We start from the raw sequence: 25797 nt of genomic DNA on the forward strand, positions 1-25797 counted from the left end.
GATACAATACCTTCCGAATGTACTTTTCGCGATCGCACTGATCGCTGGTATCGGTTTCTTTGTTAGGAACATTAAGAAACTTACCCGAAACATCAAACAAGGAAAGAGCGTCGATACCAGTGGCAACAGTGCCCAACGGTTGAAAAACATGGCCCTGATCGCATTGGGGCAGCAAAAAATGGTGGTACGACCTATTGCCGGGATTTTGCATATCGTCGTCTACCTTGGCTTCATCATCATAAACATCGAGGTCCTTGAGATCATTATTGACGGCTTGTTCGGCACCCACCGAATTTTTGCAAGCTTGGGGGCTTTCTATGATTTTCTGATCGGTTCGTTCGAGATTTTGGCCTTTTTGGTCATCGTTGCCGTAGTTGTCTTTTGGATGCGGCGAAACTTGATCCGGCTGCAACGTTTTATGAAGCCTGAAATGGCAGGTTGGCCCAAGAAGGACGGAAATCTGATCTTATATATCGAATTGGTCTTGATGACCCTGTTCTTAACGATGAACGCTGCGGATCTACAGTTACAACAACTGCAAGCCCCGCATTATGTGGAAGCAGGGAGCTATCCGATCAGCAAGTTCATCGCCCCTTTGTTTTCGGGCATGGGCGAAGCAAGTTTGATTATGGTCGAACGTTCGGCTTGGTGGATGCACATTCTCGGGATCTTGTTCTTTTTGAATTACCTCTATTATTCCAAGCACTTACATATCTTATTGGCTTTTCCGAACACCTATTATGGTAAGATTCGGCCAAAAGGGGCCTTCAACAATCTAGAGTCCGTTACCAGTGAGGTCAAACTGATGATGGACCCCGATGCGGATCCCTTTGCGGCTACGGGAGGTGAAGAAACCGCAGAGCCAGATAAATTCGGAGCTTCGGATGTCATGGATCTCAACCGGATCCAATTGCTCAATGCCTACACCTGTACCGAATGCGGCCGTTGCACTTCCGAATGCCCGGCAAACCAGACCGGTAAGAAGCTTTCACCTAGAAAGATCATGATGGATACTAGGGATCGTCTGGAAGAAGTAGGCAAGAATATCGATAAGAACAAGGGCACCTTCGTCGATGATGGCAAACAGCTTTTGGATGATTATATCAGTCGGGAGGAACTTTGGGCCTGCACTACTTGTAATGCTTGTGTCGAGGCCTGCCCGGTGAGTATCGATCCCCTTTCGATCATTATGGAGATGCGACGCTTTTTGGTCATGGAGCAATCAGCGGCCCCTACGGAATTGAACAACATGATGTCGAATATTGAAAACAATGGTGCTCCTTGGCCCTACAACCAAATGGACCGCCTGAATTGGGTTAACGAATAAGCAACACTATGGCAGATACATTGACGGTAAAGACCATGGAACAATTTATGGCCGAAGGCAAACAACCCGAAATCCTCTTTTGGGTAGGTTCTGCCGGTAGCTATGATGATCGCGCCAAAAAAATATCCCGGGCTTTTGTCAAGATCCTGAATAAGGCGAATGTCGATTTTGCGGTCTTAGGGCAGGAAGAGAGCTGCACCGGGGATGTGGCGAAAAGGGCAGGGAACGAATTTTTGTTCCAAATGCAAGCATTGATGAACATCGAAGTCTTGAACGGCTATGAAATCAAGAAAATAGTTACCTGCGATCCGCATTCGTTCAACACCCTGAAGAACGAATACCCTTCATTGGGTGGCCGGTACGAAGTCGTACACCATACCCAATACATTGACGAATTGATCCGATCAGGACGCTTGAAAGTAGGTAACGATACCTATAAAAACAAACGCATCACCTTTCATGACCCGTGTTATTTGGGAAGGGCGAATTCCGTTTATGATGCCCCTAGGAACGTCTTGCAAGAGACTAAAGCCGACTTGGTCGAGATGAAAAGGCACAAAAAGACCGCCTTGTGTTGTGGTGCCGGCGGAGCGCAGATGTTCAAAGAACCCGAGAAAGGGGATATGGACATCAACGTCATGCGTACCAAAGATGCCTTGGAGACCCAACCCAATATCATCGCCACTGGTTGCCCATATTGCAATACCATGATGACCGATGGTATCAAGGCCCATGAAAAAGAAGATAGTGTCAAAGTCCTCGACGTTGCCGAACTGATCGCAAATTCACTGTAGCATGTTAGTGGAATTCGAAAAATTGCCAGATACCGCACGGGTATGGATCTACCAGTGCAACCGATCGTTTACAGAACCCGAGCTGAAGGAAATCGAAGCGCAGGCCGCTGCCTTTTTGGTTCAATGGACCGCCCATGGGGCGGATCTCAAAGCCGGGTTCGAATTGCGCTACAAACGATTCCTGATCATTGGATTGGACCAGTCGATGAATGCCGCCTCAGGCTGTTCCATCGATGCATCGGTACATTTCATCCAAGCCTTGGAAAAACGCTATGACGTGGACCTTCTTGATAAGATGAACGTTTCCTACAAACAAGGGGAGTTCATCGCTTACAAGCCTCTAAAGGACTTCAAGAAGATGGCCAAAGACAAGGCGGTTTCGAAAAGTACCGTAGTATTCAATAATTTAGTGGCCACAAAGCAGGAATACCAAGAGCATTGGGAAGTACCGGCGGAAGAAAGTTGGCACGCCCGCTTTTTGTGAAGAATCTCCCAAATAATCCCTATTTCTTGGATATCTTCGATGAAATGCAATATTTTTATGTGCTATAAGTTGATTGTGTAGACAATTCATTTATGCGGAGAAACTACTTCATTGCCTTTTTTTTCCTCCTTTTTACCATTGCCAATGGACAATCGTATCCGCTGGTAACCGCCGACTCGGTAGAACAACACTCCTGGGTCGAGACCACCTATGCCGCAATGTCTTTGGAGGAAAAAGTCGGACAATTGTTCATGGTCAGTGTGGCATCGAATCAAAATTCGAAGGCGACCGGTCAAATCAAGGAATTGGTCAAAAGCCACCATCTAGGTGGGGTGATTTTTTCAAGAGGCGGACCCGTGCGGCAGGCACGACTCACCAACGCCTATCAAAAAGTGGCGAAAACCCCCTTATTGATTGGGATGGATGCCGAGTGGGGTTTGGCGATGCGCTTGGATTCGACCTTCGCTTTTCCATGGAACATGACCTTGGGGGCCGTTGGCGATAACGCACTCATCGAAGCCGTGGGTAACCGGATCGGTTATCATGCGAAGCGCTTAGGGGTCCATATCAATTTCGCTCCGGATATTGATGTAAACATCAATCCTGAAAATCCGATTATTGGAAACCGATCTTTTGGCGAAGACCCAGCGCGGGTGGCCCAAAAAGGGATCGCTTTTATGAAAGGTATGGAAGCGGCCGGGGTACTATCTTCAGGAAAGCACTTTCCCGGACACGGCGATACCGCAACCGATTCCCATAAATCGCTGCCTTTTCTTGACTTTACCAAAGCGCGACTCGATAGCGTCGAATTGTATCCGTACCGCGAATTGATCCGAGAAGGGTTGAGTAGTGTGATGGTAGCACACCTGAACATCCCCAGTCTTGAAAAACGCCCGGGCTTTCCATCCTCCCTTTCACGTCCCATCATCACCGATTTGTTAAAGAAAGAATTGGGGTTTGGTGGTTTGGTGTTCACAGACGCCTTGAATATGAAGGCGGTTGCTGAATTCGCCCCAGAGGGGGAAGTGGAACTTTCGGCATTTCTTGCGGGCAATGATATGCTTTTGATGCCCTTGAACGTCATCCAGGCCATTGAAAAAATCAAGAACGCCTATACTCAAGGAATCATTTCGGAAGCCAGGTTGGCCCAATCCGTAAAAAAGATATTACGGGCAAAGTACAAGGTAGGCCTACATCACTATCAACCCATTGAGGAGAGCGGATTGGTCGAAGACCTAAATACGATCGAGGATGCCTTGGTTTATGGCAAAGCGATTGAGAATGCCGTGTCCTTGATCAAGAACAAGGTTGGCTTGGTTCCCGTTCGAAACCTTCAGAACAAAAAGATAGCCTATGTGAAATTAGGGGATGCCGATCACACCCCGTTTTTACGGACTTTGAAGAAATATGGTCAGGTCACCGAAATCAAGGCCAAGGATATCGCCGGTTATAAAAACAAACTGAAGGCATACAACCTCGTGATCATTGGTGTCCATAAGAGTAATGAAAGTCCGTGGAAGTCACACGAATTGACCGAAAACGAAAAGTTTTGGCTTCAGGAAATCGCCCGGATGAGAACCAGCAATACCGTACTAACCGCATTTACCAAGCCCTATGCGTTGAACGACATCATCAACTTCGAATCGATAGATGCGGTATTGGTCGGTTACCAAAACAGCCAATTGGCCCAAGAAAAAGCGGCCCAAATACTATTTGGTGCCCTTCCGGCCACCGGCACTTTACCGGTCAGTATCAATTCGGAATTCCCTGTCGGGACCGGATTGACGACCAAAGCCATTGGGCGCTTGGGTTACAGCATCCCCGAACGTGTCGGCATCGATTCCGGGGCTTTGGCGCGGGTCGATAGTTTGGTGCAAAACGGATTGGATTCCTTGATGTTCCCTGGGGCACAGGTGTTGATCGCCAAAAAGGGCCGGGTGGTCTATGAGAAAAGCTTCGGAAAACCCACTTACGACACCGAAGTTCCGATTTCTTCGGACCATATTTATGACCTCGCTTCCTTGACCAAGATCCTGGGTACCTTACCGCTGATCATGAAGATGGAAGAAGAAGGCAAGATCCGGTTGAACGATACCTTCCAACAGTTGGTGCCTGCCTATGCCGAAACGGAGTTGAAAGATGTTACCGTATTGAAGGCCTTATCACATTATGGGAGGTTACCTGCCTGGATCGCCTTTTACGTCGATACCTTGGATAAAGATCGCAAACCGTCGAACGAATTTTACCGAAACACTCCCGTAGCCGGTTTTACGACCAAGGTAAGCGATGATTTGTATTTGGCGAATTATTACAAGGATTCCATTTACAACCGCATCGGTCGGCAAGAGTTGAAATCAAATCGATACCGTTACAGTGATGTGCCCTATTATGTGTTCAAAAAATATATTGAGGAAACCTATGGCAACCGTTTGGACCGGCTCGTCGATGACTTTTTACTAAAGTCTTTGGGGGCCAACAAAACGGTATATAATCCGACTGAAAAATTCGTCAAGCGCGACATTGTGCCAACCGAAGTGGACGATTATTTCCGATACGGTACCGTTCAGGGTTATGTACACGATATGGGAGCGGCGATGCAAGGGGGTGTCGGAGGGCATGCCGGCATGTTCAGTAACGCCAATGATGTGGCCAAGATCATGCAAATGTATTTGCAGGAAGGATGGTATGGCGGCAAACGGTACTTTGATGCCCGTACGGTCAAGAAGTTCAATACCTGTTATTTTTGCCACAAGGATGTGCGCAGGGGCGTAGGCTTCGATAAGCCCCAATTGGAAGATAAGGGCCCGACCTGTGGTTGCGTCTCTCGAAAGAGCTTCGGTCATAGCGGTTTCACAGGAACCTACACCTGGGCCGATCCCGAAGAAGAACTGGTGTACGTTTTTCTTTCGAACCGTACCTATCCGACCATGCGCAATACGCTGTTGGTCAAATCAGGCCTGCGAACCAGGATCCAGCAGGCAATTTATGATTCCATTATCAATTGATACGCCTAGAAAGGGCTACTTTTACCATATGAAAATCGCCATAGTATGTTACCCGACTTTCGGAGGAAGCGGTGTCGTAGCCACCGAGTTGGGAATCGCCCTGGCCGAAAGGGGGCATGAAGTGCATTTCGTCACCTACCGGCAACCGGTTCGATTGGGACTTTTGAATAACAACATACACTTCCACGAAGTCCATGTACCCGATTACCCGCTGTTTCGCTACCAGCCTTATGAATTGGCCCTATCAAGTAAATTGGTAGACACCATCAAACTGTACGGTATCGAATTGTTGCACGTACACTATGCGATACCGCACGCCTATGCGGGGTATATGGCCAAGAAGATGTTGTTGGAGGAGGGAATTTTCATACCCATGATCACCACCCTTCACGGTACCGATATTACCCTAGTGGGTAACCATCCTTTCTACAAATCGGCCGTAACCTTCAGCATCAACAAATCGGATGTGGTCACTTCGGTTTCTGAAGATCTTCGCTTGAAGACCTTGAACATTTTCGATGTAAAAAAGGAGATCGAAGTAATCCCGAATTTCATCGATGTCAAAAAATACAGCAACGACTATACCGACTGTCAACGTTCGTTAATGGCTACGGATGATGAGCGTATCGTCACCCACATAAGTAACTTTAGGAAAGTGAAGCGTATTCCTGATGTGATCAAGGTTTTTGCCAAGATCCAACAGGAAGTTCCGGCCAAATTGATCATGGTCGGCGAAGGCCCTGAGAAAGAAGGTGCAGAGGCGCTTTGCGAAGAATTGGGCATTGCTGATCGGGTCTTGTTTTTGGGTAATAGCAATGAGATCGATCGGATCCTCTGCTTTTCGGATCTGTTTTTATTGCCTTCCGAATCGGAAAGCTTCGGTTTGGCAGCATTGGAAGCGATGATCAACAAGGTCGCCGTGATATCGAGTAATGCCGGAGGTGTCCCTGAAGTCAACAAACAAGGGATTACCGGTTTTTTGAGCGATGTCGGTGATATCGATGATATGGCAAAGAACGCGATATACCTTTTGAGTGATGATGCGATTCTTGAAAAGTTCAAGACCAACGCTAGGGAGGAGGCGTCCAAATTCGACATCCTCAACATCCTTCCCCTTTATGAAGACGTCTATGAAAAAGCCTATCGATCTCGCTACAAAAATTCGTACTGATCGACATTTCAAGATAGCCCCCATCCACATCAAGGACAATATTTATTCTCAACTTGCTGGTTTTTAGCGAGATGAAAAATCGTACACGCTTAATTTGACCCCTAATCGAAGATTTCGTCCATTTTAAAGTACAATTTTTAGAATTGGGGTGAATTCGTTTACATTTGCCCCTCAATGACCCCAAATTATTGATCATGAAAATCGCAAAGTATATTGCGCTGCCACTTATGGTGTTGGCCACTTCATTTAGTTATTCGCAAGACCTTGAATTGACCGCAAAAGACAGTACTGTGACCAGTTCCTGGATTTTCGGTGTCGGATGGAACGCCGTCGACGACGCAGGTAGTGAATTCGAAAACCTTTTTGCCGTCGGCGACAATTGGAATTTCGTTCCCTTCCCTTCACGGGTTAGTGTCGGAAGATATTTTAAGAACGGATTTGGATTGGAAGCCATCGGTAGTTATAACCGCTACAAAGAAGGTAAGACCATTGACGGAATCGAGAATCCTGAGGATATTGATTATTACGCAATTGACCTTAGGGCCAGCTACGACTTGAACCAAATTCTTGGGGATACGGGTTGGTTCGATCCCTACGTCGGTATCGGTGTGGGGTATACGGATGCCAATAACCAGGGTAGGGGAACCTACAATGCCGCTGTCGGATTCCGAACTTGGATTTCCGATCAATGGGGCTTGGATTTCAATTCTACCGGTAAATGGACCATGAATAGGGACAATTCCACCAACCATATCCAACATGCCGCCGGGGTGGTCTACCGTTTCGGTATCGAGAAGGAACTTTCACGAAAAGGGCAAGAGAAATTGGCGATGATCGAGGAGATGGAACGCGAACAACAACGAGTACAAGATTCCATTGCGGAAGCCCAACGACTTGAAGAAGAAGCACGATTGTTGGCCGAGCGTTTGAAAAAAGAAGAAGAGGAGGCCAGATTGGCTATGGAAGAGAAAGCCCGATTGGATGCCCGAAATACGATGCGAAAAGGAGTTGAAGATGCCGTAAGCGCCCTGGGCTATGTTTATTTCGATCTGAATTCATCGTATTTGAATGCCAACGATAAAGCATTGCTCGATGCCTTGGTAGCCATTATTGAAGAACATCCTTCCATGGCGATACGAGTTGGTTCACATACGGATGCCCGTGGTACCGATACGTATAACCTATGGCTTTCAGACAGAAGACTGCAACGTACTGTCGATTATCTGATGACAAAGGGAGTCGCTACCGACCGTATCCTAAGCAAAGCCTACGGAGAGACCCAATTGACCAATGAATGTGATGACAACGTGCGTTGTTCGGAAAGCAAACATCGTGAAAACAGACGCTCAGAATTCGGTGTAGTCTGGACGGATGAATAACAAACCGTATTGAAAAAGAATACTGCAAATGGCTTGATCTTGGGATCAGGCCATTTTTTTTTGTCGTTGTAATTTGAATTTAAATAGGGCGTAGAGCACCGTTACCAGGGGTATGGCGACGAAAATCCAAAGCTCAAGGCCCGTAGATACCGCAAAGATCACACCGGCGGAAATCAAGAGCTGTGCGACTCCATAATATAGCGATGTTAGCATATGGGGCATTTTCAGGGTATCGGTCATCAGCTGATAAAGATGCCGGCGATGTGGTTTGAAGATATTTTCCTTTTGGTACAACAGCCTTTCCAAAATGGTGAATCCACCGTCCAGGGCATACACGAAGACGAACATGAAATAGTAGTAATGTTCGGTGGCCATGGCCAATCGGGTCAAAAGGAAAACCAATGTCAATCCCAAAGAAACACTGCCGACATCCCCTGCGAATACTTTGGCTTTTTTCCTAAAATTCGAATAGCCGAAAATCAAAATTGAGAGCATTAAGAGCCAGAGGAATTCTTCCGAAGTGTAGGTCGCAATGTAGTGGTTGGCATACCAAAGCGGAATAAGAACGGAAAGGGCATATATTCCGGTAATGCCATTGATACCGTCCATGAAATTGAAAATATTGATAAAACCCAATGACAAAACCAACAAAACCGCCAAGTATAGAAGGGGAAGCTCTTGCAAGGCCTCGATTTCAAAGAACAAAGCCGCGATGGCCGCGAATTGGGCGATCAAACGCGTTCCACTGCCCAAGGTGATGATATCGTCAACGAAACTCACCGAAGCGATTAAAACCAGACCACCGATAAAATAGGGATATTGAAAACCATAAAATAGAAAGAACAGCAAGCATGCGAAAACGAAAAGTATTCCAGCCCCACGAATGGTCGGTATGGTATGGCTGCTCCTAAAATTCGGGTTATCGACGATGTTGAACCGAATGGCCACTTTGGAATACAGAAAAGCGGTGATGATCAAAATAAGGACACAGCTACCAAGTATCATGGATCAAAGACGTTTTTTTAAGGCATTAAAGGCATAGAAAAAGAAATAGTAGGCCGATCGGAAGAGACCGAGCTTTTCCAAATCGTAATAGAGGTACCATACTTTTTTCATCCCTTTGAACTTGTTGGAAGAAATGGACCCTTTTCGAACACGATACGACGCGAGGACTTCAGGCATACCAAAGGCGATATGTCCCCGCTTCAGCAAGGTGATCCAGAGGTAACAATCCTGTCGCGTTCTGATGTTGATGAACCGAAAGTCGTTTTTCACCAAATTCGTATCGATCATCGATGTTGACATACCGATGGCCGTATTCTTCAAATGGGCGGTATAATCAAGTTGGGGCACCGAGTGTATGATCTTGTTCAGGGCCTCGCCCTGTTCGTTGACCAAATCATAGGAGGTACATGCGATCGGAGCTCCGTGATCGGTCATGAAAGCAATCTGTTTGGCCAGTTTTTCGGGTTTCCACAAATCATCACTATCAAGAAATGCCAAATACCTCCCCGTGGCGTTCTCCAGGCCTACATTTCGGGTTACAGCGGCCCCTGAGTTGGTGGCATTGGCAAACAGCTTGACCCTTGGGTCGGCTTTGCTTATTTTACCGACAACGGCCTTGGTACCGTCTTTAGAGGCATCGTCGACAATGATCATTTCCCAATCGGAAACAGTCTGTGCCTGGACAGATGCGACGGTATGGGCAATGAAATCTTCTGAATTGTACGTTGGGGTGACGATCGAAACCAGGGGTCGGTTGTTCTTTTGCACGAAACGGGATTCTTTTACGGTAACAAAACTACTAAACTTCCTAAGTAAAGGGATAACGGTGCACGTACATTATTATTGGATGTGGGGGAAAAGTACGGACCGAATGTAATGACAAGGAATATAGCGTAGGAAATTTCGGATATTTTTAAGAGCAAGTGTGCAGTTCATCGATCTTTTTCGGGACGGCTTTAAAAAACCGTGCAGTTTATCGAAAAATTTGGTGATTAAACGATAAAATCAAATGCTTGGACTAATTTTATGTCCCAAAGATTCTTGAATATTTGGAAGCCCAAATTGAAATTGTTAACCCCACATGAACATTAACCTACGATGTACACTTCAAAATTAAAACCTAAATTGATTTTCGAGTTATTTCTTGTTTTTGCGCTGCTCCTTGGCTGCTCGAAAGATTCCGACTTGTTCAATGAAATCGTTCTTGGAGACGATGAGGAAGTCGTACAGGACGGAGGCACGGACAATGACCAGGAATCCACTGATGAAACGGAGGACGAACCGCAAGGAGATCTTGAATTACGAAGCGTTGTATTCTACCCAACCAACGACGCCTATATACAAAGTTCCGATGGGTTCAATGAAACCGTTATCAAACTGCGTGAGAACCTGAGAACAAGTTACTTGATGTTCGATTTACGAGAGATCGATGGTGATATTACCAATGTGGAATTTCGCGCCAGGGTACAGAACGACCCGGGAGACGGAATCATTAATGTATATAAGGGTAACGACAATGGATGGACGGAGGAAGATTTGGCCGTCGATAGTGCCCCGGTAGAAAACGAACTTTTGGGCTTGGTTCAAAGTGCGTTCCACGTAGGGGAAGCCGTTTCGGTAGACTTACAGACCGCGGCCATTGAATCGGGAATCATCACCCTAGTGGTCAAGCATGAAGTTGGAAACGACTTGGCCCTGGCTTCCAAAGAGAATTCGGAGGAAGTGGCTCCAAGACTGATCGTAGAGTATATGACATCACCCGACTCCCCCCAGATTGAAAGTACTTTTGTCGAAGAAGAAGCTACGGATTCCGATCAGGAGGAAGAAGCCGAAGAAGAAGCTACGGGTGAAGACCCTGGAAGTGCTCCCTGTGACTACGGAGGCGATTGTATGTTTGCCGATACCGGATGTTTCGATTCGAGCTATCCTACGATGCAAGAATGGGCCAATGCCGGTGTTAATGGGGGTATTCCGAGTAATTTGACCGTAGTTCGTACGATCAATACATCAAATAATCTCCAGGCCATCATCAATGACGTCCATTCCAATGGAGGAGGTGTCATCCTGATGACCGAAGGTACGTATAGCATATCCCAAACCTTGATGATGAAATCGAATGTGGTGCTTCGTGGTGTGGATAAGGAATCGGTGATCATTGAATCGACCGTTCGTGGGGATGGACAAACCTCCAGGAGTATTTATTTTGATAATGTCAGTAATGCAGGAATCGAGAACCTGACGCACTTTTACCGAGTCGATAATTGTCAAATTACCGATAGGCAAGAGCTAAACGATGGTGCTTACGATTCGAATCTTTTCCAAAACGATCCCTGTGGTTTAACGAATATCAGGGTCAACGCCATCGAAATGGATAGATCGAGTTCGAACAATTGGATAGACAATTGCAACATCCTTGAAAGCGGTAGCCACCCAATAGACATTGAAGGGGACCACAATACCGTTCGTAACTGTTTTATCGATAGGGCATACAACAAAGGCCCAGGAGGCAGGGGTTACGTTGTAACTACCGGGGTGGGTAACTTATTCGTTGGGAACGTTATCAAACGAATCAGACACTTTATCTTCCAACGGGGTGCGAAATACAACGTAGCTTTCAAGAACACGCTTTGGGTCGATATGAATTTCCACAGCGAAGATGGTGGGTTTAATTTGGTGGAGCAGAACACCATAACCACTCCAAGCTGGCATGCTTGGCCTATTATCGAAACAGGTCGCGAGGGAGTTCCTGGGCATGAACCTCCTGGCCCCAACAACTTTATTTACAATAACCTTACCAATCACCGACAGACCGGAGAGCAGTTATTTGGAGCACCCGGGGTCATCTACACGATAGAAGGATTTGAAAACGTATTCGCGACCAATTGGTCCGAAGCGGGATGCAGCACATTCTACGCTGTTTCCGGAAATTAATTACCGATATAAAAAATAAAAAAAGGGAAGGTCACAGTACCTTCCCTTTTTCATTTAGGGTGCGTAAAACCGAATCGGTCTATTGATCCAGACTGGGTTTTTGATATCCGAACAGTTTGATGTCTTCTTGAAACGCCTGATCGACCAAATCGATCGACTTTTGGGTATAATACTTTTTGAATCCATCGTCTTTAGGCCTGCTGGGGTTCTTGCGGGTAAGGTTAGAGTTGACATCGATTTTCTCGCAGATCTTGCCGAAATCGTTATCCAACTGTTCAAGCTTACCGATAGCATCCATTAAATTGGTATCCCCATCATAGAAAAATTCCTTTTGAAGGTGAAGGTCCTCGTGAACCCTCCAATCGATATAGTCATCAAAGGTTTTGAACGTTTTGGTCAATTCATGTTGGTGATGGCTTTCCCTTTTCAACATGAATTTGTAAAGTGAAACTTGCCAATCCCACGGATTTCGTACAAACCCGAACTTGTAATAGCCATCGAAGATTTCAGCGGGTATTTTCCCTTTTAATTCAGGTGCCTTGATGTGGTGGTCGAATTGATGTGAATAGATCTTGGGGTATTTACCACTTAAGAATTTGAATTTGTCACCAATTGATGCGGCTAAAAAATTCCTATGGTTGTGTTTGAGCAAGGCGGCCCTAACGCTCGTGCCCGCAACCTTGTAGTTGTGTATGAAAATAAATTTCTTGTCGTGTGAAATGATCATGTCTTGAGTGTTTTTGCTAGGTGGTTTGACTTTTGAATAAACTATGGTATTTGGCAGCTGCGTTTTCCCAGGAAAACCGCTGCTTGGTTTCTTGCAGGGCTTTTTCAAACCTTGCTTTATGATCGCTATTGAAAAAGGTTTCCACTTTTTCGGTATAGTCGTCTTGTTCGTCCGGCGAAGCAACAAGACCAATGTTGTTTTTAGTGATGTAATATCCGATTTCACCGGCATCGGTAACGATCGCAGGGAGCAAGAATTCACGCGCCAAGGATAAAGGACCGCTTTGTGAAGCCGATTCCGAATTGTAGGTCAATAACATAACATCGCTGGCACTATAGTATAAGGCCATTTTTTCTTCGGAAACATAGGAAATATCAAGGAAGTAATTCTCGTGTCCGTGTTTCGCCAACCACGATTCCAATACTTGTTTCGAAACCGTACTTTCCGATCCCGCGACAATCAGCAAGGGTTTGTTCTTGGCCATGGCCGTGCTACGAACCACCTCTTCAATATTCTTATCCGTTCGCAAGCCTCCAAAAAACAGCACGATGTCTTCGTTCTTCGGAAGCCCTAATTGTTTTCTGGCTTCGGACTTGTCGATTTTCGAAAACTCGATTTCGCTCGGGTACTGGATGACATGGATATCGTCTGCGTCGAAATCCAAAAACCCGGGCAACTGGGCTTTGATATAGTCCCCATTGACCACAATACCGCTAAGGACTTTTGATCCTAGGCGGTTCAAAATGAACTGGACCATTTTCTTATAGAGGGAATACACCAAATCCTTTGATTTGAATCTGGCACTATGAACCCATAGGTAAACCTTGGGCCGGATGCGGGATAAGCCCCTGAAAAGGACGAACAAGGAGGGGGCGGTATAATCCATGATATAGACCACATCATCTTTTTGAATGTTCTTTTTGGCCAATACCTCTCGGCAATAGCGAATGATCAATCCTTGCTTTTTTAGGTTTTTGAACAAGTTCGACAAACGACCGAACTTCAAGAAGCGCTCTGCCTTGACCTTGGCAATGTCCACATTTATATACACACAATTCACGTGCTCGGGTTCCTCAACCTTGGATGTGGAACCGATGTAAAGGGTGATGTTGTACTTATGATGGAGCCGACTACAGAAATTCGACACGTATTCTTTGGTATGCCCACGATCCCCATAAGCGAATACGACCAAATGGAGATTACGGAGGTTTGGGTTGGTTTTAGGCTTTGGCATCGATCATTTCTTATGTTCAACCACCTCAAATCGTTTCAAATAGAATTTCGGGAACATGATTTTGAAATATCCCGATAGCCAAACCAATGGATAGCGCAACGGAAAGAACTTTTTATTGAACTTCAATTGAGATCGGAAGTCTACCCCTTTCGGACTAAAAAGCGATTTCTTTCTTTCAGCGTATGTCATCTTCTCCCATCCAACATAGGAATGGTCATGGTCAAAGGCGCAATGGCCCAATACCACGGGGCAGATCAAGGAAGGGATGTCGGCTTTCTTAGCTTTCATGGTATAGTCGTAGTCCGCCTTGCCATGGGTATATCCTTTTGACAGGATCCCTATCCGATCCACTACCTCAGCGGGAACCAACATGATATTGGCATTTCCAAAGTCACATCGTTGGAAGTTATGTCCATCTGGCCGGACCACACGGATGGAAGCCAGGATATAATTGGTGACCACGGCACCACTATAGGTCAGTTGGTGATCTTCCTTATTTTCAGTGGCCCCGATATAGATACCGGGTTTCCCATAAGTCCTTAGACAATACTCATGTGCCTTCGCCAGATGTTCCAAAACATCTTCATAGACTTGGGTGTCATCGTTCAACAAGAGATAGAATCCATGTCTATTTTTTAAAGCGGCCTCCCAACTTGAAATCATTCCATTGGCCCAAAATAGATTGCCGCTTCCTTTGATGATCTTGGATTGGGGAAACCGACTTGCAACGGCTTTAGCGGTTCCGTCCGAAGATCCATCATCGGTTAAATAAATGGTAAGCGTACTATCCTGACCGTTGTTGCTTGAAAATTCTCGAGCTTGGAACAGCCTTTCCAAACACTCCAAGGTCTTTTCTTTTCTATTATGGCAGGTTACTAAAACCGCAATATCTTTCAAGTTGATTTGATTTTAAGGGTTATAAAGGCGTTGCTCTATCCTAAAACTCTTTCAATAACGAAATATTATGTAATACTGCTATTTTTGAGGTTGTATCCATAATAGCAATTTGACAATAGCGTTGTATACAGCATAAAGTTATTTACTTGCGGATAAAATTAATGGGAATATTTAATATTTGAAGACCTGATGATATACTTTAGACCACTTGGTGGACTATGCAATAGAATGCGTGCAATCCACAGCATGCTTGCACTTTCGGAAAAATTCGGTTTTGAATTGACGATCCTATGGATCAACAACGAAGCATTGAATACCAGTTTCGATAGGCTCTTCATGCCTTTCCATAGAGAAAACGTCACGGTTGTGGATCTACCGTCCGGGTTCCCAGAGGATTTTGGTTTTACGGGTTCCGGAAAGCGATCGAATTCAATGGTCAAAAACTTGGTCAACAAAACCAAGCGTTTCAAATTGAACAAATCCGCGAATCAACTCCTAAAACGACTTCAAAAAATCGATGCATCCCGTATTATTGATGACTGGGGTTATTTTCGGAAAATTTATGCCTCTTTCGACGCTGATGATGCTATGGACATTCATCAGATGGACCTTAATTTTTTGGAAAAGACCCAGCCGGTTATTGAAGATTTCATCATGGGAAACGCGGAAGATAAATTCATTTCGACCTGCTATAGAATACATCCATTGGCTGATAATTACCAAGATTTCAAACCGGTATCGGGGATTTTGGATACGGTGGCGACAAAGGTCGGCAATGTAAAGGATTCCTATGGGTTGCATGTCAGGACGACAGATCACAAAGCGGCCTTGAAATTCAGTCCCTTGACGAAGTTCATCTCCTTAATTGAGGCTACTTTGGATGAAAATCAGCAAGCGGAGTTTTTCCTTTCCACGGATTCCGCTTCCGTGAAATCGGAGTTAACCGGTCGATTTGGTTCGAAAATCCTGTTCAATGATGTTTCAAGCTACGATCGGAACCATCCGGATGCCGCTATTGATGCGCTCATTGACCTTTTTTGTCTCGCTAGGACCAAAAGGATCTATGGCTCCCATCACAGTTCGTTCAGCCAGACCGCAGCGGATATTGGTAACATAGAGAAGATTACCGTAAAGTAAGCTTGCTACCGCTTGTATTTTATCATGACTTCGGAAACCCTTGCCTTAAGGATATCCAGTTCCTTTACCTTGAGTAGGCGAAGCAATAGGTAGTATGTGGCCAAACCGGCCACAACGGTCACACCCAATTGCATATAGTCGTTTTGAACATACATGCCGATGGGCAACACCACCGCTAACATGACGACTCCGGCGAATAAGGTTTTCGCAATGGCCTTAAGCTGTTTGATGCTACCGAATTGCATGAGTTTGCCAGGGTAATAACTGTTGATGAAAAAGTGGAATACGGTCGTTACCAGTTCAGCGATCGCGATAAAGACGATCCCATACTTCAAAGCACTAAGGATTAGGACTACGCGTATGGAGATTTTCAAGTATTCTTGACGCAATACCAAGTTCGTTTTCCCTAAAACGTACAGCAGATTCACATTGATATTCGAAACAACCGTTATCAATCTTGAAAAACAGAATAATTGCATGATCGGCACTACGCGGATCCACTTCTCTGTCAAAAGCACCGTCACCAGTGACTCGGCGGTCGCAAAGAGTAAAATAAATATCGGGGTAGAGACCAAAACGGAGAGCTTGATTACTTTTTTGGTCTGCATGGTCAACAGCTTCAGATCATCTTGATATGGTGCCAAGGAAGGTAGGAATACCCGATTGATCATGGAATTAAAAGTGCCAGAAACAAATCCGGTGAATTGCACGCCACGGGTGAACAGCCCCAATTCACGGGCGTTAATGTATTTTCCGATAAGGAACTCATTGAATTTGCTGAAAAACACCCCTAATAAGGAAGTTACCAATAATTTCGAACCATAGCTGAACATGTGTTTCAATGACCGCATCGAAAAGACCAATTTTGGTTTCCATTTAATGAAAAACCATATACCGATGACCATGCAACAGGATCGGATCAAGGTCTGCCAAACAAGCGCCCATACCCCAAAACCATCATAAGCCAATGCAATGGCAATGGAACCTGCTATGGTTACCGACGTTAAATAAACCATTGCGGGCGTCTTGAAGTTCAGTTCAATGGCAAATAGTGTACTCGGGACCGTAAAAAAAGAATCCAAGATCAAACTCAGCGCCATTACCCTTAAAAGATCGCGTAATATCTCGATTTCAAAGAACCCGGCGACAAAAGGAGCAGCAAGATAAAGCAATCCATAACAGGCTACTGCGATCATCAGATTGAAAAAGAAAACGGTCGAAACATCATCCGGATTTCGATCTTTCTTTTGGATCAGGGCTTTGGTAAAACCGCTATCAACGAAAACCTGTGATAGTACGATGAAGATCAAAATCAGACTTATGGTCCCGTATTCTTCCGGACTAAGGATCCTTGCCAAAACAATTCCGATGACGAACTGTATGGTCTGACCGATAATCCGTTCCATACCGCTCCAAATCGCACCATTAAGCATTTTTTTTCCTAAACTCAAAAGCGGCTTTTTAAGGTTCTTTATTGTGGTTGTTTGTGGAAGACCGCTCTAAAAAAGCGCTTAAGGTCCCTTGCAAAAGGCAGAAGAACGTAAATGCAAAGAGGTTTCCTTGAAAAATGGGTTCAACGAAAAAAGAGGTGACCGCCCCTAAAGTAAATAGGGAGAACATGATTTTGATCCCATTCGGATACCGGGTCCTGTCTAAGCGTATCAACCTGAGATGATTGTTGAAATTCCTGATATTGAAGAGTACCAAGAAGATCACAGGAATGATACCGGCAAATTTTGCAATGTCCAACCAGAGATTATGGGCGTGCCGTTTCGATTTCCATCCTAAGGGGTTTTTACCCATATTTTCAATAGCGGATGCCCACAATTCCGTTCGTCCACCGGCAGATTCGTTGCTCGAGGTTCCCTTTGCCTGAAGCCGGTGTCCTAAGGTCGAGAAAACTTCGGACTCGAGGTTCAAAGGCGAGAATTTCAGCATCAAAAAGGTGAATAGACCTAGAAAAGCGATGAGTCTGATGTTATCTTTTGCGTTTTGTTGCATAAAAAGAGTGCCAAGGCCAAACAAAAACGTAATCACAGCAATGGAGATTGCCGTTCTGCTACCCAATCGAAAGACACATAGCAATGCGACGAAGAAGAATGCGGTCAAGGCCCAAATCGTTTTTCTGTGGTACAATTTGGAAATACTGATCAGGACGGCCGGTAACCCCATGGCATACACCAAATAACTCGAATACTTCGTAGCTTTTATCCCTTGCCCGGTCCAAAAATCCGGAATGGTCCTACTGATTTGGGCAAATCCGCCTTTTAATAGGTCCTTGCCAATCGAAAGTATGGTGGTTGTCGAGAAAAGAACGACCAATGCCAAGACCACCAGGATGATGTGTTTGGTAGTCAGCCCTTTCACGATCAGTTGTTTGCCCAAGATATAGAAGAAGGCCGGGAAGATGGCACGCATGACCATATATTGAAAGGTACTATGCCCGTTTAGGGCATCGAAAATACTGTAACATGCCCCAAAGCACAATAAGAGCAAAAAATCAAGATCAAGATCCCTGATCAGTTGTTTTTTCTTGATCAATGCACAAAAAACGACGAGCAGATATGCAAAAATGAATCCGAGATCAAAAGGATTCAAAAAGTGCAAAACGAGTAAAATGACCAAAGGATAGCCAACGGTTGAAAGATAAGTCTTTACGGTCATTCAGGCAGTTTCATCATTAGGTTACTAACCATTGTTGTAACGAAAATATGGACACAATATTGAACTGGCTCAAAGGTATTCCAAAAAAACACACTGAAAATGTTCGAAGCAACCGAATAACAATGAATTTTCCATTTCATCTAATATTTTCATGGATAAATTGAAAATACGTCCCTATATACTACGTTTGTATAAGGAACCCAACAAACAAAACCTTATCATGCTCTGTTTTATCGTACCGGTCAAAAGCAAAGTCGTTTCGAATGATTGGAATCAATTCGAAAAACTGGTCGAACGTACCATGAAGTCATTGACGAACCAAATCGATGACAATTACCAAATTATCGTCGTATGCCACGAAATTCCCCAAATGGATTTCAAGCATGACAAAATCGAGTTCGTACAAGTCGATTTCGATCCCCCGAAATTGGACCCGAACGGTACCCGTGATGAAAATCGCGAGAAAAAAGAATTGGACAAATCGTACAAAATCAAACACGGTGTGAAAATTGCTGAAAAATACCACCCTGATTTTCTTATGGTAGTCGATTCGGACGATTTGATCAGTAATAAGATATTGTCATACGTCAACAAACAGGATCAATCAAGTCCGGGCTGGTATGTGAACAAAGGCTATAATTATAAGGAAGGTGCCAAGTACCTTTTCTACAAAAACAAGACTTTTAACCATCTTTGCGGTTCGTCGATCATCATACGCAAAGATTTGATCGATGAGTTGTTCGTTACCGAACCATGGTTGTGGTATATGCACGAGACCATGGAAACTTCGGCCGGCAATTTACAACCGCTTCCTTTTCCGGCGGGGGTTTACAGTATAGCGAACGGCGAGAACCACTTTATGTCGAACAATTATACCGGCACGATCATACAACGGTTTCTATTTGATTTCAGTAAATACCGTCAACTGTTTAAGAAGTTAGCCAAGTACCGCATCCACCCGTTGAACGGTAAGTTCAAGAGAACGTTCAACTTTTATCATATCAACTAGTGGCCGTTTTTTTCGTCGACCCTATGGGCTATGGTAATTTGGCCGCCTATGACACGGCCTTACTAAGCCATGTTTCGACACCGGATATTACTTATTTCACCAGTACGAATTATGACCTTGGGCTTCCGCATCGGACCCTTAAATGGTATTCCTATTCGAACAAGAAAGGCATAGCCAAGATCATCAGCTATCTCGGCACCCAATTTCGGCTTTGGAAAACGATTCGTCGAAACCGACCTGAATTGATCCATTTTCAATGGGTCAAGATTCCAAAAATCGATCATTGGTTGTTGCGAAGGATCAAGGGCAAAGGCATACCGATCGTTTTGACCGCCCACAATCTCTTGCCGCATGATTCAGGAGATCGGTACCGAAAGAGCTATGCGAAAATCTATGCATTGGTCGATGCGATCATCGTTCATACTGAAACAACCAAAAAAGAGCTTGTATCCGAATTCAGGATTCAAAGTGGAAAAATACATGTCATCCCTCATGGTATCTTAGGCAATGATCGTTCTGATGCCAATGCAGTGGTTGAAAAGAAGCGCTCCCTAATCGATTCGTGGGGCTTGAAAGACAAAGTGGTATTTTCAGTGCTGGGCAATATCAATAAGTACAAAGGGGTCAATGAGACGATTGAAGCTTGGCTTTCCTTGGATAAGGACCTACAGGCGCAAGCGACATTGATTATTGCCGGTAACGGTCAACTACAAGCCTTGGAACGAGTTAGGGATCGGAACGATGTGATCCTGATCAATCGATTTTTGGGTGATGATGAATTTTCAGCCCTGATTCAGCTTTCAGACTATATTTTGCTCCCATACTTGAAAATTTCTCAGAGTGGGGTCTTACTTACCGTGTTGCACGAGAAAAAGAAGGTCATCGTGTCGGATCGAGGCGGGTTGGCCGAGCCTTTCCAATTCGGGAACATCGGGCAAGTCTTGGAGACCGTTGCCCCTGAAAGTATCAAAACCGCCATTATCAAGGCGATTTCAGAAGCTGATGTGCAGCCGAGCGAGATGATTTGGTCTCGAATTCACGAACATTATGATTGGCAGGGCATAGGCAAGAAAACGCAAGAACTTTATTCGAAATTAGTAACGGTTGCTTGATCGATCGCTTCAATTCGCGAACGATCCCAGGTAATGTTGCGCTTTACGATCCGGGCCGGGTTGCCCGCTAAAATCACATGATCTTCACGGTATGGGCCTGAGGTTACCGTTTTGGCCCCGAGAATGCAATGGTTTCCGATCGTACTTCCCTTAAGGATCGCTACCCGATTCGTTACCCAAACATGGTTTCCGATACTTACGTTTTTCGCAGGGTTGATTCGTTCGCCCGATTCGAGATCCAAGATGGCATGATGATCGCTTGTTCTGATTTCATTGTCGGACCCGAACATACAATCTTCTCCTATCTCGATAGTAGCGTCGTTTTCAACCGCCACGATCTGGATGTCTTTGAAGAAGGTGGTTGCCTTGCCGACTTTGATTTGGCACCCATCGTTTTCCGCATAGATAAGACCACCGTTTTTGATCTTGATATCGCTACCGATATGGATGGTATTATAGTCTCCCTTGATGCGAAAGCTAGCCTTTTTCAAGAAGCATCCTTCAGCAATGGTGATCGTGTTGTTATTGCCTTCGATTTCGAAAGCACATCGGATCAACAGGGAAGAAGGGGCAATGGAGATGTTGTTGTCTCGCCCTGAAATGGACTCGGTGAACGCTCTTTTCAGTAACCCACCATGACGGTACCGTTGGGCGATTTTAGATAGTTCCGGATGGCTTTCAAGGAGTTTCTTCAGGGTCTGTTTGTCCATTATCGGGTTGGTTTTCGGCAAGATGCCGTTTCAATAACGTCAAACTGTTAAAAAAAGTTGCATGCGTTTTGATCCAATCGATATCCTGATGCCACCACTGTAACTTGAGAAGCGTTTCAATATCGGTATCGGTGAACCTTTTTTTGATTTCCTTGGCAGGGACACCGCCAACAATGGCATACGGTGCCACATCCTTTACGACCAAGGCTCCGGCGGCGACTACGGCACCATCACCGATGGTCACACCGTCCATCAACATGACACCTGCACCCAACCACACGTCGTTACCGATTACGATCGCATACTTCCCTTCCGGATCCGCTGGTGGGGCGTATTCTTCGAATATCGTTTTCTCGGTAAACGTAAACCCTGCTTGGCCTTGGTTCGAAAAGAAACTAGGATGGGTACTGACGAAGGTAGCTGTTGGGTGTTTGCCGAAAATGCAGCGCACATCGGGCCCTATAGAACAGAACCTTCCGATTTTAGTATGCTTGAAAACCGATCCTTCGGAAATATAGCTACCATAGCCGACGGCGGTATCCATCAAGCTGACCGCATGTCCCAAGGCGTTATCGCTTTCAAAGGTACACGACCGGCTTATATATACCGAACGCCCGGTTTTTATGCGGTGTTTCTTGGAAAGCATCCGTACATAAAAAAAATTGAAAACCAATTGAAGGGTCCGGCGTATCATGGTAGTTCGGTCTGCTATTAGCGTTTGAATTTTTGCATCCAATCCCGAATCCTGGACTTCGTCATGGACAAGAACAAACGCATCGAATTTCGATGCGTGATATATTTCAAATGATAGAAGGTATCCCGAAAGAAATGTTCCTTATTCGGATTTTTTACTACAGTTTCGGTATCGTATAGGAAAAAATCATTTCCTGGAAAATCCTGCAAGATGTTCAGCTCTATGGGCCGTAAATACCTGCCGTAAGCTTTGATGATCTTGAAATCAAGTATTTTCTTCGTCAATACAAACCTTTGGTTTTTTTGTATTCGCGTTCCGCCCAAATCCAATAGCAGCTGGGAGGCCGTCATACCCAAATACCCATATAAAGCAGTATTCTCAAAATGGGCGTTATAGATCGCTCCCGAATCGCCGATAGTACTGAATTCGAACTGCGGTTCCTTCGTTCCGACAAGATACGGAACTTGGAACGTTGTGCTGCTATAAGTGATATGGGTACCGGTATCGCTGAAATTCGTGGTCAACGATATTTTCGGATATAGGAAATACTTATCTTCCTTGATGAGGTAGGCGATATAATACCGCAACCATGATTTTTCAGACCATGAAGCCACTTTTTCAGGCAAGTCGATGGTCGCCGGCAGGGTATCCAATGCTTCGTACCAAGCCAAGAACCCCTCAAATTGCGCTTTGTTCCAGGCTTGGCCCCATGAAGACGCGAATTGGAAATACCAATTGTCGTACCCATCTTCTATCGGAGAGAAATACAACCCATTCAATACGTTCAATTGATGGTTGTAAAGTGATACGCCGCCGATCTTTGGATCGTTGGCCGAAAATCGTAACGCCGAGTCCGTAAACCGATAAAAATGGGGCGAAACATAGAGGTCGTCTTCAAGAACGATGACCCGGCCATACTCAAGGCATAGCGATGCACAAGAAAGCACGTGCTTTCTCAGACCTAAGTTTTCAGGATGTCGGATGATCTTCTTCTCTCCATGAGCCCATTCGAAAGCCATGGCCGTATCAACCACCGCTTGATTATCTTCGGCATGGTCAATACTGATGATTAACGGGATTTCGGTATCCGGATAGCTGGCCGCCGCAATGGAATCAAGCAACCTATTCAGGGATCTTTCCCTATTGTAGGCGACGATTACTATGGGCAGGGCATCGGCCATCTAGTCCTTTTTCGATAAATACCAGTCGTACATTTGGCGGATGCCGTTAACAAGTTCTACTTCGTGCTTCCAGCCCAAGGCGTTCAATTTGCTCACATCGGTCAGTTTTTTCAACGTTCCGTCGGGTTTGTCGGTATTGAAGACGAAGTCCCCCTTAAAATCCAATTCGGTTTTGATCATCTGCGCCAATTCGGCGATGGAAACATCGGTACCGGTACCAATGTTGATGTGGGAATTGCGGATTTCAACATCCCCTTCAGCGTAGGTGTCCGAAAAGTCGCGGTTTTCCATGATAAACACGCAGGCATCGGCCATATCTTCTGACCAAAGGAATTCCCTTCTCGGCTTTCCGCTACCCCAGATCTCAACCGAAACCCCGTCATCCTTGCGGATTCCGTATTGTTCCAGTTTCGAGATGATCTCGGCTTGTCCGGCCGAACCATCGACCCCTTCGATCGGGAGCTTGTCCAAATCCTCCTTGATGACATCCCATTGGGCCGCCTCTAGGGCCTTGCCCAAATGGATTTTACGCAACAATGCCGGTAGGACATGTGATTTTTCCAAATCGAAGTTGTCATTCGGTCCGTAAAGATTGGTTGGCATGACCGATATAAAATTGGTACCGTATTGTAGGTTGTAGCTTTCACACATCTTGATACCCGCGATTTTGGCAATGGCATAAGGTTCGTTGGTGTATTCGAGCGGATCGGTCAACAAATACGATTCCTTCATCGGCTGCGGACACGCTTTCGGATAAATACAAGTGCTCCCCAAAAACAACAACTTTTTAACCCCGTACAAATGGGCATTGTGGATGACATTGTTTTGGATCATCAGGTTTTGATAGATGAAATCTGCGCGATAGGTATTGTTTGCGACGATACCCCCGACTTTGGCCGCGGCCAAAAAGACGTAATCAGGTCTTTCGGTCTTGAAAAAATCGGCTACGGCTACAGCATCCTCCAGATCAAGTTCCTTCCTTGTACGTGTCAAAATGTTGCTATAGCCCCTATGCTTTAGGTTTTTTAGGATAGCACTTCCCACTAGGCCCCTATGGCCTGCAACGAATATGGTATCGGTTGCTTTCATTCGCTTATCTGCTACTACGATTGGTATTGTATATCGGTTCCTTTGTTAGAAAGGCCTATTCGTAATAATTCAAAATACGGTAACCCCCTTCTTTGATATATTGATCTTTTTGCATGAGTTTAAGATCGCTTGCCATCATATCGTTGACAAGATCTTCCAATTCATACTCTGGGGTCCAACCTAGTTTGGTTTTGGCTTTTGTCGGATCACCGATCAATAATTCGACTTCGGTTGGTCTAAAGTACTTTGCATCGACCGATAATATCTCCTTACCGATTTCAATTTGATACTCTGGGTTGTTACACGCTTTTACAACGGCTCGTTCATCGACTCCCGTTCCGCTGAATTCAAGCTCGATTCCGACATGGGCAAAACTCATTCGAACGAAATCGCGCACGGTAGTGGTCTTACCAGTGGCAATGACCCAATCTTCGGCCTCGTCGGCTTGTAGAATCATCCACATCATGCGAACGTAGTCTTTGGCGTGCCCCCAATCCCTTTTGGCGTCGAGGTTCCCTAAATAAAACTTTTCTTGAAGCCCCAAGGCGATTCGTGAAGCTGCCCTGGTGATTTTACGGGTAACGAAAGTCTCCCCACGGATGGGTGATTCGTGATTGAAAAGGATACCGTTACAAGCATACATATTGTAGGCTTCGCGGTAATTCACCGTAATCCAATACGCGTACATCTTAGCAACGGCATAGGGACTTCTCGGGTAGAACGGAGTGGTTTCCGACTGCGGTACTTCCTGAACCTTGCCGTAAAGTTCCGAAGTGGAAGCTTGGTAGATCCGGGTCTTTTTTTCCAATCCTAAGAAACGGACGGCATCCAATATCCTTAACGTTCCGATACCATCCGCATTCGCGGTATACTCCGGAACCTCGAAGGATACCTTGACGTGGCTCATCGCTGCGAGATTGTAGATCTCATCGGGCTGGATTTCTTGGATCAAACGGATTAAGTTGGTACTATCGGTCATATCGCCATAATGCAGGATGAATTTCCTGCCTTCGATATGCGGGTCCTCGTAAAGATGATCGATCCTTTCAGTATTGAATAAAGATGAACGTCTTTTCAGGCCATGTACTTCATAGCCTTTTTTCAACAAGAATTCACTTAAATAAGCGCCATCTTGTCCCGTGGCACCGGTAATTAATGCTTTTTTCATGGATTTTGGTTTCTGTTGTTATTAGGAACGTTAAAAAGATCAAATTAATATGGACCGCGATATTAAAATTATTTCTTAA

The 25797-nt window shown here is 45.1% G+C and carries 22 protein-coding genes; 10 read left to right on the plus strand and 12 right to left on the minus strand.

Annotation, left to right across the window (positions count from 1 at the left end):
- The first annotated feature begins 1 nt into the window (after position 1).
- From ABV409_RS15460 to ABV409_RS15485, 6 genes are all read left to right on the plus strand, one after another.
- Positions 2 to 1327 carry a 4Fe-4S dicluster domain-containing protein gene (locus tag ABV409_RS15460; RefSeq protein WP_353878565.1) on the plus strand — a complete coding sequence of 442 codons (1326 nt, stop codon included), beginning with the start codon at positions 2 to 4 and terminating at the stop codon, positions 1325 to 1327.
- Positions 1328 to 1335: 8 nt separating this feature from the next.
- The gene (locus tag ABV409_RS15465) at positions 1336 to 2121 is read left to right on the plus strand and encodes a (Fe-S)-binding protein (RefSeq protein WP_353878529.1); all 786 of its coding nucleotides are present in this window, start codon (positions 1336 to 1338) and stop codon (positions 2119 to 2121) included.
- A 1-nt stretch (position 2122) separates the two neighbouring features.
- Positions 2123 to 2605 (plus strand): ABC transporter ATPase, encoded by a 483-nt coding sequence (locus ABV409_RS15470; RefSeq protein WP_353878530.1) that lies wholly within the window; start codon positions 2123 to 2125, stop codon positions 2603 to 2605.
- Between the two features lie 92 nt (positions 2606 to 2697).
- Entirely contained in the window at positions 2698 to 5610 is a 2913-nt protein-coding gene (locus tag ABV409_RS15475) for a serine hydrolase domain-containing protein (RefSeq protein WP_353878531.1), read from the plus strand.
- Positions 5611 to 5638: 28 nt separating this feature from the next.
- The gene (gene bshA / locus ABV409_RS15480) at positions 5639 to 6781 is read left to right on the plus strand and encodes an N-acetyl-alpha-D-glucosaminyl L-malate synthase BshA (protein WP_353878532.1); all 1143 of its coding nucleotides are present in this window, start codon (positions 5639 to 5641) and stop codon (positions 6779 to 6781) included.
- Between the two features lie 194 nt (positions 6782 to 6975).
- Positions 6976 to 8160 carry an OmpA family protein gene (locus ABV409_RS15485; protein WP_353878533.1) on the plus strand — a complete coding sequence of 395 codons (1185 nt, stop codon included), beginning with the start codon at positions 6976 to 6978 and terminating at the stop codon, positions 8158 to 8160.
- A 45-nt stretch (positions 8161 to 8205) separates the two neighbouring features.
- Here the strand turns inward: ABV409_RS15485 and ABV409_RS15490 are convergent, their stop codons facing one another.
- The gene (locus ABV409_RS15490) at positions 8206 to 9165 is read right to left on the minus strand and encodes an MraY family glycosyltransferase (RefSeq protein ID WP_353878534.1); all 960 of its coding nucleotides are present in this window, start codon (positions 9163 to 9165) and stop codon (positions 8206 to 8208) included.
- Between the two features lie 3 nt (positions 9166 to 9168).
- A complete protein-coding gene (locus tag ABV409_RS15495) occupies positions 9169 to 9933 on the minus strand; it encodes a glycosyltransferase family 2 protein (RefSeq protein WP_353878535.1) in 765 nt (254 codons plus the stop codon).
- 357 nt (positions 9934 to 10290) lie between these two features.
- On the opposite strand from ABV409_RS15495, the gene ABV409_RS15500 reads away from it, so the two are divergent.
- Positions 10291 to 12096, plus strand: a complete 1806-nt coding sequence (locus ABV409_RS15500; RefSeq protein WP_353878536.1) for a CBM96 family carbohydrate-binding protein — start codon at positions 10291 to 10293, stop codon at positions 12094 to 12096.
- A gap of 79 nt (positions 12097 to 12175) precedes the next feature.
- On the opposite strand, the gene ABV409_RS15505 is transcribed toward ABV409_RS15500, so the two are convergent.
- From ABV409_RS15505 to ABV409_RS15515, 3 genes are read right to left on the minus strand one after another with little or no spacing between them, the layout of a single operon-like run.
- Positions 12176 to 12823 carry a sulfotransferase family 2 domain-containing protein gene (locus ABV409_RS15505; RefSeq protein ID WP_353878537.1) on the minus strand — a complete coding sequence of 216 codons (648 nt, stop codon included), beginning with the start codon at positions 12821 to 12823 and terminating at the stop codon, positions 12176 to 12178.
- A 16-nt stretch (positions 12824 to 12839) separates the two neighbouring features.
- On the minus strand, positions 12840 to 14057 hold the full coding sequence (locus ABV409_RS15510; RefSeq protein WP_353878538.1) for a glycosyltransferase family 4 protein: 1218 nt from the start codon (positions 14055 to 14057) through the stop codon (positions 12840 to 12842).
- A 3-nt stretch (positions 14058 to 14060) separates the two neighbouring features.
- Positions 14061 to 14954 (minus strand): glycosyltransferase family 2 protein, encoded by an 894-nt coding sequence (locus ABV409_RS15515; protein WP_353878539.1) that lies wholly within the window; start codon positions 14952 to 14954, stop codon positions 14061 to 14063.
- A 246-nt stretch (positions 14955 to 15200) separates the two neighbouring features.
- Here ABV409_RS15515 and ABV409_RS15520 point away from each other — a divergent pair, with 246 nt between their 5' ends.
- On the plus strand, positions 15201 to 16091 hold the full coding sequence (locus tag ABV409_RS15520; RefSeq protein ID WP_353878540.1) for an O-fucosyltransferase family protein: 891 nt from the start codon (positions 15201 to 15203) through the stop codon (positions 16089 to 16091).
- A 5-nt stretch (positions 16092 to 16096) separates the two neighbouring features.
- On the opposite strand, the gene ABV409_RS15525 is transcribed toward ABV409_RS15520, so the two are convergent.
- Both ABV409_RS15525 and ABV409_RS15530 read right to left on the minus strand, forming a co-directional pair.
- Positions 16097 to 17542, minus strand: a complete 1446-nt coding sequence (locus ABV409_RS15525; protein WP_353878541.1) for a lipopolysaccharide biosynthesis protein — start codon at positions 17540 to 17542, stop codon at positions 16097 to 16099.
- 10 nt (positions 17543 to 17552) lie between these two features.
- Positions 17553 to 18755, minus strand: coding sequence for an O-antigen ligase family protein (locus ABV409_RS15530; protein WP_353878542.1), 1203 nt, complete (start codon positions 18753 to 18755; stop codon positions 17553 to 17555).
- Between the two features lie 151 nt (positions 18756 to 18906).
- On the opposite strand from ABV409_RS15530, the gene ABV409_RS15535 reads away from it, so the two are divergent.
- Together ABV409_RS15535 and ABV409_RS15540 are read left to right on the plus strand one after the other, a co-directional pair.
- The gene (locus tag ABV409_RS15535) at positions 18907 to 19764 is read left to right on the plus strand and encodes a glycosyltransferase family A protein (RefSeq protein WP_353878543.1); all 858 of its coding nucleotides are present in this window, start codon (positions 18907 to 18909) and stop codon (positions 19762 to 19764) included.
- Positions 19764 to 20876, plus strand: a complete 1113-nt coding sequence (locus ABV409_RS15540) for a glycosyltransferase (protein ID WP_353878544.1) — start codon at positions 19764 to 19766, stop codon at positions 20874 to 20876. The genes ABV409_RS15535 and ABV409_RS15540 overlap by 1 nt, the downstream gene beginning before the upstream one ends.
- Here the strand turns inward: ABV409_RS15540 and ABV409_RS15545 are convergent.
- The 5 genes from ABV409_RS15545 to gmd are packed head-to-tail and all read right to left on the minus strand — an operon-like array spanning position 20849 to position 25718.
- Positions 20849 to 21586: an acyltransferase gene (locus ABV409_RS15545; protein ID WP_353878545.1), complete on the minus strand. Its 738-nt coding sequence runs from the start codon at positions 21584 to 21586 to the stop codon at positions 20849 to 20851. The genes ABV409_RS15540 and ABV409_RS15545 overlap by 28 nt on opposite strands.
- Positions 21555 to 22280 (minus strand): CatB-related O-acetyltransferase, encoded by a 726-nt coding sequence (locus ABV409_RS15550; protein WP_353878546.1) that lies wholly within the window; start codon positions 22278 to 22280, stop codon positions 21555 to 21557. The genes ABV409_RS15545 and ABV409_RS15550 overlap by 32 nt, the downstream gene beginning before the upstream one ends.
- Positions 22281 to 22297: 17 nt before the next feature.
- Entirely contained in the window at positions 22298 to 23461 is a 1164-nt protein-coding gene (locus ABV409_RS15555) for a glycosyltransferase family 2 protein (RefSeq protein ID WP_353878547.1), read from the minus strand.
- The gene (locus ABV409_RS15560; protein ID WP_353878548.1) at positions 23462 to 24550 is read right to left on the minus strand and encodes a GDP-L-fucose synthase family protein; all 1089 of its coding nucleotides are present in this window, start codon (positions 24548 to 24550) and stop codon (positions 23462 to 23464) included.
- A gap of 55 nt (positions 24551 to 24605) precedes the next feature.
- Positions 24606 to 25718, minus strand: a complete 1113-nt coding sequence (gene gmd, locus ABV409_RS15565; RefSeq protein WP_353878549.1) for a GDP-mannose 4,6-dehydratase — start codon at positions 25716 to 25718, stop codon at positions 24606 to 24608.
- Positions 25719 to 25797: the final 79 nt, after the last annotated feature.

This window comes from Flagellimonas algarum (assembly GCF_040513375.1).
Lineage (GTDB): Bacteria > Bacteroidota > Bacteroidia > Flavobacteriales > Flavobacteriaceae > Flagellimonas_B > Flagellimonas_B algarum.